Origin of the sequence: Micromonospora sp. NPDC002389 (assembly GCF_040296095.1) — a bacterium.
GTDB lineage: Bacteria > Actinomycetota > Actinomycetes > Mycobacteriales > Micromonosporaceae > Micromonospora.
On sequence record NZ_JBEOWP010000003.1, the window covers coordinates 498,524 to 511,108 of the forward strand.

Genomic DNA, 12,585 nt, shown 5'->3' on the forward strand with positions numbered 1-12,585 from the left:
GAACCGGTTCCCGGCCACGCGTCCGACCCGCCTCAGCTCGTCGAGAAGCCGGCGAACAGCACCGAGGCCAGTCCCAGCGCGAGGACCAGGTTGAACACGGTGGCGGCACCGAAGACCGCCACCGGCCGCCACCCGGCCTGCCGCAGCGCCGCCACCCGCACTTCCAGGCCGATGCTGACGAAGGCCAGGATGAAGAACCAGGTCCGCAGGTCGTTGACGATCGCGATGGTGGCCTTGCCGTCCGCACCGGCGACGTCGAGGTACCAGGTGGCGATCACCGACGCGGCGACGAAGCCGAGGACGAACTTCGGGAACCGGCGCCACAGCTCACCGATCCCCGGACGGGCCGCGCCGGCCCGGCGCTCGACGTGCAGCGCGAAGTACGCGGTCAGCGCCACCGCGACCACGCCCATCAGCGCGTTCTGGGTGACCTTGACGATGCTGGCGATCTGCAACGCCTCGTCACCGGCCAGCGCACCGGCGGCGGTGACGGCGGCGGTGGTGTCGATGTTGCCGCCGATCCAGGCACCGGCCACCGCCGACTCCAACCCGAGCACGTCGGCCAGCCAGGGCAGCAGGAAGATCGACGGCAACGCGAAGACGATCACCAGGCTGGCCGTGTACGCCAGTTGCTCCCGCCGGGCGCGTACCGCACCGGCGGCGGCGATGGCGGCGCTGACTCCGCAGATGGAGACGGCGGAGGCGAGCAGGGCGCGCAGCTTGTCGTCCAGACCGAGCCGCCCGGCGAGCCACCAGGTGAACAGGAACACGCCGCTGATCAGCAGCAACGCCTGGGCGATGGCCGGACCGGCGGCGCTGGCGATGACCGCCAGGTTGATCGACGCACCGAGCAGCACCAGACCGGTCTTGATGAAGAACTCGGTGCGGAACGCGGCGGCGATGCGGTCCCGCAGCCCGGTCAGCGTCACCACCACGTTGCCGAGCAGGCCGAGCAGGATGGCGTACACCGGATATTCGATCGCCCCCGCGACGTCCTCGACCGCCGTGCCCTCGGCCCACGCGGGCACGTTCTGTTCGAGATAGCGGGTCAGCACGGCGAGGACGAGGACGACCAGTAGGCCCACGGCGGTCCAGGCCCAGAAGGAGCCGCCGGGCGGCGGTGTCGCGGCGGGCGGCAGGCCCGCCGGTCCGGCGGGTGCCGATTCGGTGTGTACGGGCGCGCCGGTCGCGCCCGCTGCGGAGCCGTCCGTGGTGGCCGTCGAGCCGGTGGTGGTCCCGGGGTCGACCGGGGCGGTGGAGTCCGCCTCGGCGGGTGCGGTGGTGCCGGTCGCGGGTCGGCTGGCGTCGGTGGTCATCAGGGCACCAGCCCGGCGGGGATGACGCCGATCAGGACCAGCCCGAGCAGGGCCAGGCCGAGGAGGGTGGCGGCCCAGTCCTCGTTGATGGCGAACCGGCTCTCCGGCGTGGTGGGGGTGGGCGGTGGTTCGGGGGCACTCATGGCGGTTCCTCCGGGGGTGTGAGGGCACGGCGACGCCGAGGGCGTACGGACGCGTTTGGTGATCGGATCCGCCGGGTGACACGGGCGGACGGGCTCGATGTCGGGCTCGCGCCGGTCAGGCGCGGCCCGAGCAGGTACAGAGCTCCGAGGCGACCCGCATCAGGTCGACGAACCGGCGGGAGGTGAGTCGAGGATCGGTGACCACCGAACTATATTCCTACCGGCAAAGTAGGAATACAAGGGCTGTCCACGTTTCGGGCGAACCACATGTCCCTCGACGAGGGCCGAGTCGCCGGGCCACGGCGATGGATCGGCACGGTGCCGCGCCGGTGCCCTAGATGCGGGCGCTCACCGTCTCGACACCGTCGCCGGTGATGTCCGCGAGGTAGGCACGTCGGCCCGCGAGAACCATCACCAGCGCCTCCGTCGTCCCCCGGACGACCGGGCCGGCACCGCTGCGGAACGGCCCGTCGGTCGCCTCCCACCGCAGGTCCTTCGCCACGTTGCGACTGTTGACGGCGAAGTTCCTGGACACGAAGAACTCGGCGACCGTGGTGGCCGCCTCGACCGTCGGCCCGCCGGGCAGCCCCAGCGGGCGGCGGATGTCCTGGCCGTGCACGACGACCTCGCCCAGCCACGCGGCGGTGTGCCCCGACGGGGCGGTCGTGGCGGGCACGGCGGCCCGGAACGTCGCCAGCGTGTCGGCGGGCGTGGCACCGAGCTGCTCGCGCAGGCGACGCCGGTTGTGCACGTCCGGGCGGAAACCGGCTGCGGCCATGCTGCGGATCCAGCGGAACGGAGTCATCCGCGCGGCCGAGGTCAGATGCGCCAGCGTCTCCTCGACGGTCCAGGAGCCGCAGAGCGAGCGGGTGGCCCACTGGGCATCGGTCAGGTCGGCGAGATCGTCGGCCAGGGCACCACGGGCAGCGACGATCTGGTCGGCGGTGCGCGCGGAATCGCTGGAGTCGGCGGAGTTCATCGCCGGGCAGCCTACCGACCTGGTCCCGGCGGCCCGACGTGACCTGGCGCACGGGTCGCCGAGAAGGTCCACCGGACCGGAGGGGTTCCGCGCGCCGAGGAGGCCCGCCGGACGGCGGCCGGTCGACGGGGCCGGGTGAGCCTGCGCGACCGGGGCGGCCAGGCACTATCCTTCGCCGGGTGGGCACCTCCGGTGGCAGCGAGCGGACGGTTGTCGCGTCGAACCGCAAGGCGCGGCACGACTACACGATCCTGAAGACGTACGAGGCGGGGATCGTGCTGGCCGGCACCGAGGTCAAGTCGCTGCGGGAGAAGCGGGTCTCGCTCGTCGACGCCTTCGCCCAGGAACTCGACGGCGAGATCATGTTGTACGGCCTGCACATCGCGGAGTACGGCTACGGCACCTGGACGAACCATGCGCCTCGGCGGACCCGGAAGCTGCTGCTGCGCCGGGTGGAGATCGAGCGCATCCTGGCGCAGACCCGCGAGGGCGGGATCACGTTGGTGCCGCTGTCGATGTATTTCTCGGGCGGCTGGGCCAAGGTCGAGCTGGCGCTGGCCAAGGGCCGCAAGGCGTACGACAAGCGGCAGGCGTTGGCCGCCCGGGACGCCGACCGGGAGATCGCCCGGGAGATGGGCCGTCGCCTGAAGGGGCGGACGGGCCGGTACGCCGAGGGGCGCGGGACCGGTCGGTGATCAGCCGGCGAGCAGGTGTTCGTGCGCCGCGCGCAGCCGGTCGAGCGCCGGGTCACCGCCGGCCGGAGCGCGTCGCTCCAGCTCCGCCCAGACCTCGGCGAGCGCGGTCGTCACCGCGCGCAGCTCGGCGGCGTGTCGACGGCCGCTCTGCTCCCGTTGGGCCTCCAGCCGGCGAGCCCAGCCGGCGGTGACCTCGGCGAGCCGGTCGGCGTCGGCGCGGGCCTGGGTGGCGGTGCGCACCGCGCCCGGCGGCACGATCGCGGCGACCGGCCGGGGATCGCCGTCGCGGGTGATCACGGTGACGGTGTCGGTCAGCTCCGCCATGGCGACGAGCTGACTCAGTCGGGTGCGCGCCTCGCGCAACGGCAGCGAGCGCGGCGGGACGGCGCCTGGGGTGAGGGCGGGGACAGCCATGAATACATGGTGGGTGCGGGGTACGACACTTTCCGCAACCGTCCATCAGGGAGCGTGCCGACCGGACGGCCACCGAACCCTGGACATCTACAGTAAACAATCTTAATAATTGTGCATCCGTCGATCGACGGCCCTCGTCCCCCGGGAGGTCCGGATGCGTCGCCCCACCCGACATCTACTGCTCACCGCCGTCGCGGCCCTGGCCACCGTCGCCGCCACCACGCTGGTGGCGGCCACCCCGGCACAGGCCGCCGGCCCCACCGCCAGCTTCGTGAAGACCGCCGACTGGGGCACCGGCTGGGAGGGCAGGTACACCGTCACCAACGGCGGCAGCAGCACGATCACCTCCTGGCAGGTCGCCTTCACGCTGCCCGCCGGGACCACCCTGGGCTCCTTCTGGGACGCCACCGTCAGCAGCGCCGGTCAGCGGCACACCTTCACCAACCGGTCCTGGAACGGCACCCTCGCCCCGGGTGCCTCGGCCTCCTTCGGCTTCCTGGCCACCGGACCCGGATCACCCACCGACTGCCTGGTCAACGGCGCGTCCTGCGGCGGCGGCACACCGACCACCCCGCCGACCACCGCGCCACCCACCACACCGCCGCCCACCACGACACCACCCAGCACCCCACCGCCGACCACCGCGCCACCCACCACGCCGCCGCCCACCACGACACCGCCCAGCACACCGCCGCCGACCACGCCGCCCACCGGCGGGCTGCCCCGACGGGCTCTGATCGGCTACCTGCACGCCAGCTTCGCCAACGGCTCCGGCTACCTGCGGATGGCCGACGTACCGGCCGACTGGGACGTCATCAACCTCGCCTTCGGCGAGCCCACCACGGTCACCTCCGGCGACATCCGGTTCCAGCTCTGCCCGGCCAGCGAATGTCCGGGTGTGGAGAGCGAGGCCGAGTTCACCGCCGCGATCAGGGCCAAGCAGCAGCAGGGCAAGAAGGTGCTGCTCTCCATCGGCGGGCAGAACGGGCAGGTCCAGCTCACCACCACCGCCGCCCGGGACACCTTCGTCCGCTCGGTGTCGGCGATCGTCGACCGGTACGGCCTCGACGGGCTCGACATCGACTTCGAGGGCCATTCCCTGTACCTGAATCCCGGCGACACCGACTTCCGCAACCCGACCACCCCGGTCGTGGTGAACCTGATCTCGGCGATCCGTACGCTCAAGCAGCGCTACGGGTCCGGTTTCCTGCTCACCATGGCGCCGGAGACGTTCTTCGTCCAGCTCGGTCACCAGTTCTACGGGCCGGGCCCGTGGGGCGGGCAGGACCCGCGCGCCGGGTCGTACCTGCCGGTGATCCACGCGCTGCGGGACCACCTGACCGTGCTGCACGTGCAGAACTACAACTCGGGCCCGATCGTCGGGCTGGACGGCCAGTACCACACCATGGGCGGGGCCGACTTCCACATCGCGATGACCGACATGCTGCTCGCCGGCTTCCCGGTGGCCGGCAACCCGGACCGCGTCTTCCCCGCGCTGCGGGAGGACCAGGTCGCCTTCGGCGCGCCGTCGTCGGTCAGCGCGGGCAACGGCTACGTCGCCCCGGCCGGAGTCCAGGCGGCCGTCACCTGCCTGGTGCGGGGACAGAACTGCGGCGGTTACACGCCCCGCAGCGGCACCAACCCGAACTTCCGTGGCCTGATGACGTGGTCGATCAACTGGGACCGCTTCTACCAGTGGGAGTTCGGCCGCAACCACGGCCCGTTCCTCAAGGCGCTGCCCTGACCGGTGGCCACACACGATGGTGGCCCCGAGCGCCGTTGCTCGGGGCCACCACCGGCCCGGGGGCCGGGCCGACGCTCAGCGCGTCGGACGGTCCCGGCGGGACGGAAACTGCGCACCGGGCCGGGCCAGGCTCGACCGGGCGCGCAGCCCGACCGGATCGGGCGCGGTGACCGCGGCCGGTACCGGCGCGGTGGCGGCCGGGTCGCGCAGCGAGTCCAGGTACGCCATCGCCGCCCGGTCCTCCTCTGTCGGGGCAGCGAGCAGGGCGTACACCAGGCCCACCACGCCGAAGATCACCAGCAGGACGATCGGCAGCAGCATGGTGCTGACCGTGGCCCCGGCCAGCTCGGTCCGATGGTCGTGCAGATGCACCGACATCGCGCTCATCCCGGTGAAGTGCATGCCGTTGACCGCCACACCCATCACCAGCGCCGAACCGAAGATCGCCAGCCCGCGACGGACGGTGACCGCGAGCCAGAGCGCCACGGTGGCGGCAACCACCGCGATCACGATCGACGCCGCCACGCGCAGCGGGTCGTAACCGATCTGGCCGTCCAACCGCATCGCGGCCATGCCGCTGTAGTGCATCGCCGCCACACCGAGACCGGTGAACAGGCCGCCGGCCAGGATGCGGACCGCGGACAGCCGGCCGGTGCCCACGATGGCCAGACCGATGCCGACCGCGATCACCGCCAACAGGGCGCTGGCGACGGTGATCGGCACGTCGTACCGGATCCGCGAGCCGGTCACCGCGAAGCCGAGCATCGCCATGAAGTGCATCGTCCAGATCGCGGTGCCACCGAGCGCCCACGCCGCGAGCGTCCCCCACCAGATCTTCTGCCCCGTGGACTGCGCGATCCTTATCCGGCCCGCGAAGATCAGGCCGAGGATGGAACCCAGCACGGACAGGGCGTAACTGATCCCCGGCGTGATCCATCCGTATTCAAAATGATTGATTTCCGCCACAATGGGCTCCCCCCAGAGCTGCTACCAGCGCGTAGCGACGCGCCGAAGACATGATCGGGGAGCACCAGAGCAGGCACAATAGGCGTTCGGGGGCACTTCGCGCCGTGTTGTCGCGCTCACTCAGCGATGCGTCGATTCCCGACGGTGACACTCACGCGGGCGAATGGTAGGCCAGCACTCCCCGGTTCACTGCCGCGATCGCCTGCCGGGCCGTGGCCCGCAACTCGGTCGAGGCGCCACCCGAGTCGGCCAACTGCCCGAGCAGGTCCACCACCTGACGCGCCCACCGGACGAAGTCACCGGCCGGCATCTCGCCGTCGAACTCGTGCCCGCTGGACAGCACCTTCGCCAACGCCTCACCCCGGGCCCAGCGGTAGACCGGCCAGGCGAAGCCCAGATCGGGCTCCCGCGTGACGGCCAGGCCCCGTGCCGCCTCGTCGGCCTCGATCTCGCTCCACAGCTTCAACGTGGCGTCGACCGACTCGGCGACCGCGCCACGCGGCAGCGACGCCCGCTCGTCGACGTCCCGGCGCGCCTCGAAGACCACCACCGAGACCGCCGCCGCCAGCTCGGCCGGGGACAACCCGTCCCAGATCCCGCGCCGCAGGCACTCCGCCACCAGCAGGTCGGTCTCCGTCCAGATCCGCCCCAGCATCCGCCCGGCGTCGGTCACCGCGCCCTCGGCGGTCAGGTAGCCGCGCGCGGTGAGCAGGGCCACGATCCGGTCGAACGTACGCGCCAACGACCCCGTCCGGCCGGAGACCCGCTGCCGCAGCTCCTCGGTGTCCCGCTCCAGCCGACGGCGACGCTCCGCCCAGCGGGCGTGTTCCTCCCGCTCCGGGCAGGCGTGGCAGGGATGCCGCCGCATCTCGGTGCGGAGCTGGGTCAGCCGGTGGTCCTCCCCCGACTGCCGGCCGCGCGCGCCCCGCCGGGAGTGCCGGTCCAATCCGGTGCCGCTGACCTGGGCCGCCAGGTCCCGTCGGGCGGCCGGGTTGCGGTGGTTGAAGTGCTTGGGCACCCGGATGCGCGCCAGTACCTCGGCCGGGGTGGTGAAGTCGCCGGGGCTGATCCGGCCCGCCCACCGGTCCTGCGTGAGCACCAACGGCCGGGGCTCGCTGAACCCACCGGCCGCCGGGTCGAGCACCACGGCCAGACCGGCCCGGCGCCCGGACGGCACCCGGATCACGTCACCCACCCGCAGGCGTTCCAGCGCCGCCACCGCCGCCGCCCGGCGCTGACTCTGCCCCTGGCGGGCGATCGCCCGTTCCCGGTCGGCGATGGCCACCCGCAGCGCGAAGTACTCGTCGAAGTCGCCGTGGTGGCAGGCCGCCTCCGCGCCGTACGCCTCGATGGTCTCGGTGTTGCGCTGCACCTGCCGGGCCAGGCCGACCACCGACCGGTCCGCCTGGAACTGCGCGAACGACGACTCCAGCAGCTCGCGGGCGGGTGCCGCGCCGACGCTGCCGACCAGGTTGACCGACATGTTGTAGGAGGGCCGGAAGCTGGACCGCAGCGGGTACGTCCGGGTGGAGGCCAGCCCCGCCACGTGCCGCGGATCGGTCTCCGGGGACCACACCACCACGGCGTGCCCCTCGACGTCGATGCCCCGCCGCCCGGCCCGCCCGGTGAGCTGCGTGTACTCCCCCGGGGTCAGGTCGACGTGGGCCTCGCCGTTGTACTTGACCAGGCGTTCCAGCACCACGCATCGGGCCGGCATGTTGATACCCAGGGCAAGCGTCTCGGTGGCGAAGACCGCCTTCACCAGCCCCCGGACGAACAGCTCCTCGACGACCTCCTTGAACGCCGGCAGCATGCCGGCGTGGTGGGCGGCCAGCCCGCGCTCCAGACCGTCGAGCCACTCCCAGTAGCCCAGCACCGACAGGTCCTCGCCCGGAATGGCGGTGATCCGGGACTCCACCACCCGCCGGATCTCCGACCGCTCCTCGGGCGAGGTGAGCCGCAGCCCGGCCGCCAGACACTGCTGCACCGCCGCGTCGCAGCCGGCCCGGCTGAAGATGAACAGGATCGCCGGCAACAGGCCCTCGCGGTCCAGCCGGTCCACGATGTCCGGCCGCAACGGCCCACGCCAGCGCGGCCCCCGCCGCCCGGCACCCGGCCCGGCGGACCGCCCCTCGCCCAGGTCGAGGCGGCGCACCGTGTCCCGGGTGTACCGCAGCAGCTCCGGGTGCACGTCGTGCTTGCGGGCGGCGTCCGCGTCGTGGAACAGGTCGAACATCCGCTTGCCGACCAGCATGTGCTGCCACAACGGCACCGGACGGTGCTCGCTGACCACCACCGTGGTCTCGCCGCGCACGGTGATCAGCCAGTCGGCGAACTCCTCGGCGTTGGACACGGTCGCCGACAGCGACACCAGCGTGACCGAGGCGGGCAGGTGGATGATGACCTCCTCCCACACCCCGCCCCGGAACCGGTCGGCCAGGTAGTGGACCTCGTCCATCACCACGTACGCGAGGCCCTGGAGGGTGCTCGACCCGGCGTAGAGCATGTTGCGCAGCACCTCGGTGGTCATCACCACCACGGGCGCGTCACCGTTGATGGCGTTGTCGCCGGTGAGCAGCCCGACCTGCTCGGCACCGTAGCGGTCGACCAGGTCGTGGTACTTCTGGTTGGACAGCGCCTTGATCGGCGTGGTGTAGAAGCACTTGCGGCGGGCGCCGTCGGCCGGCGCCGGCTGCCCGGGGGCACCCCGCAACGCCAGGTGTACGGCGAACTCGCCGACCACGGTCTTGCCGGCCCCGGTCGGGGCGCACACCAGCACCCCGCTGCCCCGCTCCAGCGCCTGGCACGACTCACGCTGGAAGTCGTCGAGGTCGAACCCGAGATCGGCGGTGAACTCTTCCAGCGCCGGGAACTGTGAGGCCTGGGCGGCCCGGCGACGTGCCGCGGCGTACCGCTCGGCGGGGCTCGACATGTCACCAAGATTAGTGCGTGCCACCGACGGCCACCCGACAAGGCCGTCCGACAGGGCTGTCCGGGTGGGTCGGTAGGGTGCACGTCGTGCCGGATCATCCCGAACCGACCGATGCCCTCCCCGGCGTCGACCACACCCGCCGCGAGCCGTCCCGCCGGCCCGTACGGGCGGTGCTGCTCGACTTCCACGGCACGCTCGCGCAGGTCGAGGAGCCCAGGGAGTGGGTGCTGGCCGCTGCGGCGGCGTGCGGCGTGACGCTGGACCGGATGCGCGCCACCTCGTTGGCCGACCGACTGCTCACCGCCGGCCGGGCCGGTGGACCGCTGCCCGGCCGGGTGCCGCCCCGACTGGCCGAGCTCTGGGCCGACCGTGACCTCTACGAGCACGCCCACCGGGGCGCGTACACCGGGCTGGCCGCCACGGTCGACGCCGGGATCGACGGGTTCGCCGACGCCCTCTACGAGCGCGTGCTGGTGCCGGAGGGCTGGGTGCCGTACCCGGACACCGCCCCGACGCTGGCCGGGCTACGGGCGGCCGGCGTACGCGTGGGCGTGGTCAGCAACATCGGCTTCGACCTGCGACCCATCTTCGACGCCTGGGGCCTCGCCGACCTGGTCGACGCGTTCGTGCTCTCCTACGAGGTGGGCCGCTGCAAGCCCGACCCGGCGATCTTCTGGCGCGCCTGCGGGATGCTCGGCGTCGACCCGGAGGAGTCGCTGATGGTCGGCGACACCCCCGCCGACGCCGGAGCCGTGGCCGCCGGATGCGCTGTCCTGGTCCTACCCCCCGCCGACCCCGGCCGCCCCAACGGCCTCGGCTCCGTCCTGGACCTCCTCCCCCACCCCTAACCCCCTCCCCCACCCCTCCCCACCCTCCCGCCTTCCCCGCCGGCACCTGCCCGCCCGGGGGTCCGGTTGATCAAGGAGTTTGCGTCACCCGCCGCCTCTAGGCGCGACCAAACTCCTTGATCAACGAGGCGGGCTCGGGCGCGGGCTCGGGCTCGGGCAGCTCTCGCGATCATGGAGTTGTGGTCGCTGGTTCGCGGCTTTTGTTCGCATTCTCGGCCGCCACAACTCCTTGATCGGCGGCGTCAGCGTGAGGTGCGGAAAGTCGGCGGCGGGCGTGCGACCTGGCGTAGGCAGGGAGTGCGGCGGGCGTGCGGGCCAGGGCGGCCTGACGTGCGCAGGGAAGACGACGGCCGTGCGGACGGGAACGGTCTGACGTGCGCAGGGAGAACAACGGCCGTGCGGACGGGAACGGCCTGACGTGCGCGGGGAGTGCGGCGGGCGTGCGGGCGGGGGCAGCAGGGGCAGAGGGACGAGGGCGGCCTGTGAGAGCGGCCAGGGCGGAGGCGGCTGCGGGGGCGAAGGGTGGAGCGGGGAGCGCAGGGTGAGAGCAGGGGTCAGCGGAGGAGGTGGAGGGCGGCCGGGACGGCGGTGACGGTGACCGGGAGGGGTAGCGAGCGCTCGCCGTCGGCGTACGTGGTGATGTCCTCGGCAGCCACGGTCACCGTGCGTGCGCGGTAGGTGCGTACCAGCGGGTGCTCGACGTGCGTGCCAGCGTAGATGCGCGGCTTGACGCGGATCAGGGTACGACGGTCGAACCGGCCGCCGACCACCACGTCGAGCAGCCCGTCGGTCGGGTCCGCGTCCGGGCAGATCCGCATCCCGCCGCCGTAGCTGGCGCTGTTGCCGACCGCCACCAGCACCGCGTCGACCTCGATCAGCTCGCCGTCGAGGGTGAGGGTGTACCGACGTGGACGCAGTCGGGCCAACTCCACCAGGATCGCCAGGTCGTAGCGGCGGGCGCCCTTCGGCCGGCGCATCCGGTTGGCCCGCTCGTTGACGATCGCGTCGAAGCCGGCCGCGAGCACCGCCCCGTACCAGCGCACCGTGTCGTCGTACCCGGTCATCCTGGCCAGGTCTACCGGCCGGCTGCGGCCCTCGCGCAGTGCCGCCGCGATGGTGTCCGCCGCCGCGCGCGGGTCGCTCGGGAATCCGGTCTCGATCGCGAAGTCGTTGCCGGTGCCAGCGGGTACCGGGGCGAACGGTACCGTGGTGCCGGCCACCGCCTGCATCGCCCGGTGCACCGTGCCGTCGCCACCCACCGCGACCAGCGCGGACACGCCCTCGGCGACCGCCACCCGACAGGCCGCCTCCGCCTCGAGCGCGCTGCCCGCGCGCAGCAGCCGCACCGGGCGTCCGGCGGTCGAGAGGCGATCCACCAGGTCCGGCAGCAGGCCCCGGTGCCGGCCACGCCCGGCGGTCGGATTCGCCAGTACGGCGACAGGCCCGTCGGGGTTCGGGAGGTGATCGTCTGCGGTCACGGCGTGCACCGTACCCGCCATCCGGTCCCCCGGTCAGCGGGGAAAGGGCCGAATTCCCCGGACCGCACAGCACGAACGCCGCCCCGTGGCGGGAGCGGCGTTCGTGGTGATCAGTCCGGTCAGGTCACGTCGTCGAAGCGCCGCTCGATCGGCCTGGGTGCGATGACCGGCTCGGGGGCGTCGATCGGGCTGGACGCCTCCACCCGCGCGCCCGCCTGTACCGGCTCCGGGTCGGTCTCCAGCGGGGAGACCTCGTCGTCGTCGAGACCGGCGTAGACCTCCTTGCCGCGCCCGCGCCGCTTATCGTTGAGGAACGCCACCCCGACGGCGGCGAAGTAGAGCGCGCACAGACACAGTGCCAGCGCGGTCATGCCGAACGGGTCCGGCGTCGGCGTGACCACCGCGGCGAAGGCGAAGAACAGGAAGACGGCGATCCGCCACCAGCCGAGCAGCTTCTTCGCGCTGGCGATACCGACGAAGTTGAGCATCAGCACGATCAGCGGGAACTCGAACGCCACCCCGAACAGCAGGATCAGGTTGGTGACGAACGATATGTAGCGGGTGATGTCCAGCGTCGTGTTGATGTCGTCGCCGGAGACCTGGAGCAGAAACTCCAGGCCCTTGGAGGTGACGAAGTACGCCAGCACGGCGCCGGCCGCGAACAGCGGCGCCGCCAGGGCGGTGAAGACGTACGCGTACCGCCGCTCGTTGCGGTGCAGGCCCGGCGCGATGAACGCCCAGAGCTGGTACAGCCAGATCGGCGCGGCAATGATCAACCCGACCCACAACCCGATCTTCAGGTTGAGCAGGAAGAGGTCCGCCGGCCCGAGCTGGACGAAGTTGCATCGACCGTCGGGCGTCGTACTGCCGGGAAGCTGGCAGTACGGCTGCGACAACAAATGACGGACCGGACCAGCCAGCCAGATTCCGATGCCGAAGCCGACCAGGATGGCCAGCGACGCCTTGAACAGCCGGGTGCGCAGCTCACGGAAGTGCTCGACCAGGGTCATCGAGCCGTCGGCGGCCCGCTCGAAGTTGCTCGGCCCGCGTTTGCGGAGTCCGAAGGCCAC

At 72.3% G+C, this 12,585-nt stretch carries 11 protein-coding genes; 3 read left to right on the forward strand and 8 right to left on the reverse strand.

The genetic code is table 11. The features are described 5' to 3' along the window. Nucleotides 1-32 precede the first annotated feature (32 nt). The 3 genes from ABT008_RS08415 to ABT008_RS08425 form a co-directional block, all read right to left on the reverse strand. Nucleotides 33-1,316, reverse strand: a complete 1,284-nt coding sequence (locus tag ABT008_RS08415; protein WP_350694770.1) for a YeiH family protein — start codon at nt 1,314-1,316, stop codon at nt 33-35. Next, nucleotides 1,316-1,459, reverse strand: a complete 144-nt coding sequence (locus ABT008_RS08420; protein WP_350694771.1) for a hypothetical protein — start codon at nt 1,457-1,459, stop codon at nt 1,316-1,318. The genes ABT008_RS08415 and ABT008_RS08420 overlap by 1 nt, the downstream gene beginning before the upstream one ends. 334 nt (nt 1,460-1,793) lie before the next feature. Continuing rightward, nucleotides 1,794-2,438 (reverse strand): maleylpyruvate isomerase family mycothiol-dependent enzyme, encoded by a 645-nt coding sequence (locus ABT008_RS08425; protein WP_350694772.1) that lies wholly within the window; start codon nt 2,436-2,438, stop codon nt 1,794-1,796. 179 nt (nt 2,439-2,617) lie between these two features. Between ABT008_RS08425 and smpB the strand changes: the two genes are divergently transcribed. Then, nucleotides 2,618-3,133, forward strand: a complete 516-nt coding sequence (gene smpB / locus ABT008_RS08430) for an SsrA-binding protein SmpB (protein ID WP_350694774.1) — start codon at nt 2,618-2,620, stop codon at nt 3,131-3,133. Here the strand turns inward: smpB and ABT008_RS08435 are convergent, their stop codons facing one another. Next, entirely contained in the window at nt 3,134-3,547 is a 414-nt protein-coding gene (locus ABT008_RS08435; RefSeq protein ID WP_350694775.1) for a type II toxin-antitoxin system Phd/YefM family antitoxin, read from the reverse strand. Between the two features lie 154 nt (nt 3,548-3,701). On the opposite strand from ABT008_RS08435, the gene ABT008_RS08440 reads away from it, so the two are divergent. Then, a complete protein-coding gene (locus tag ABT008_RS08440) occupies nt 3,702-5,291 on the forward strand; it encodes a chitinase (RefSeq protein ID WP_350694776.1) in 1,590 nt (529 codons plus the stop codon). A 75-nt stretch (nt 5,292-5,366) separates the two neighbouring features. On the opposite strand, the gene ABT008_RS08445 is transcribed toward ABT008_RS08440, so the two are convergent. Together ABT008_RS08445 and ABT008_RS08450 are read right to left on the reverse strand one after the other, a co-directional pair. Beyond that, complete coding sequence (locus tag ABT008_RS08445; protein ID WP_350694778.1) at nt 5,367-6,257, reverse strand: MHYT domain-containing protein; 891 nt, start codon at nt 6,255-6,257, stop codon at nt 5,367-5,369. A 151-nt stretch (nt 6,258-6,408) separates the two neighbouring features. Continuing rightward, nucleotides 6,409-9,189 carry a DEAD/DEAH box helicase gene (locus ABT008_RS08450; RefSeq protein ID WP_350694779.1) on the reverse strand — a complete coding sequence of 927 codons (2,781 nt, stop codon included), beginning with the start codon at nt 9,187-9,189 and terminating at the stop codon, nt 6,409-6,411. Between the two features lie 86 nt (nt 9,190-9,275). Between ABT008_RS08450 and ABT008_RS08455 the strand changes: the two genes are divergently transcribed. Next, nucleotides 9,276-10,037, forward strand: a complete 762-nt coding sequence (locus tag ABT008_RS08455; protein ID WP_350694780.1) for an HAD family hydrolase — start codon at nt 9,276-9,278, stop codon at nt 10,035-10,037. Nucleotides 10,038-10,591: 554 nt separating this feature from the next. Here the strand turns inward: ABT008_RS08455 and ABT008_RS08460 are convergent. Together ABT008_RS08460 and tatC are read right to left on the reverse strand one after the other, a co-directional pair. Continuing rightward, nucleotides 10,592-11,536 (reverse strand): diacylglycerol kinase, encoded by a 945-nt coding sequence (locus tag ABT008_RS08460; protein WP_350694781.1) that lies wholly within the window; start codon nt 11,534-11,536, stop codon nt 10,592-10,594. Between the two features lie 98 nt (nt 11,537-11,634). Beyond that, entirely contained in the window at nt 11,635-12,585 is a 951-nt protein-coding gene (gene tatC / locus ABT008_RS08465) for a twin-arginine translocase subunit TatC (protein ID WP_350694783.1), read from the reverse strand.

Excerpts from the sequence above, each read along its gene's own strand:
- ABT008_RS08420 (WP_350694771.1), bottom strand. The coding sequence starts at position 1,459 with ATGAGTGCCCCCGAACCACCGCCCACCCCCACCACGCCGGAGAGCCGG.
- ABT008_RS08415 (WP_350694770.1), bottom strand. The coding sequence starts at position 1,316 with ATGACCACCGACGCCAGCCGACCCGCGACCGGCACCACCGCACCCGCC.
- ABT008_RS08450 (WP_350694779.1), bottom strand. The coding sequence starts at position 9,189 with ATGTCGAGCCCCGCCGAGCGGTACGCCGCGGCACGTCGCCGGGCCGCC.
- ABT008_RS08435 (WP_350694775.1), bottom strand. The coding sequence starts at position 3,547 with ATGGCTGTCCCCGCCCTCACCCCAGGCGCCGTCCCGCCGCGCTCGCTG.
- ABT008_RS08425 (WP_350694772.1), bottom strand. The coding sequence starts at position 2,438 with ATGAACTCCGCCGACTCCAGCGATTCCGCGCGCACCGCCGACCAGATC.
- ABT008_RS08440 (WP_350694776.1), top strand. The coding sequence starts at position 3,702 with ATGCGTCGCCCCACCCGACATCTACTGCTCACCGCCGTCGCGGCCCTG.
- ABT008_RS08460 (WP_350694781.1), bottom strand. The coding sequence starts at position 11,536 with ATGGCGGGTACGGTGCACGCCGTGACCGCAGACGATCACCTCCCGAAC.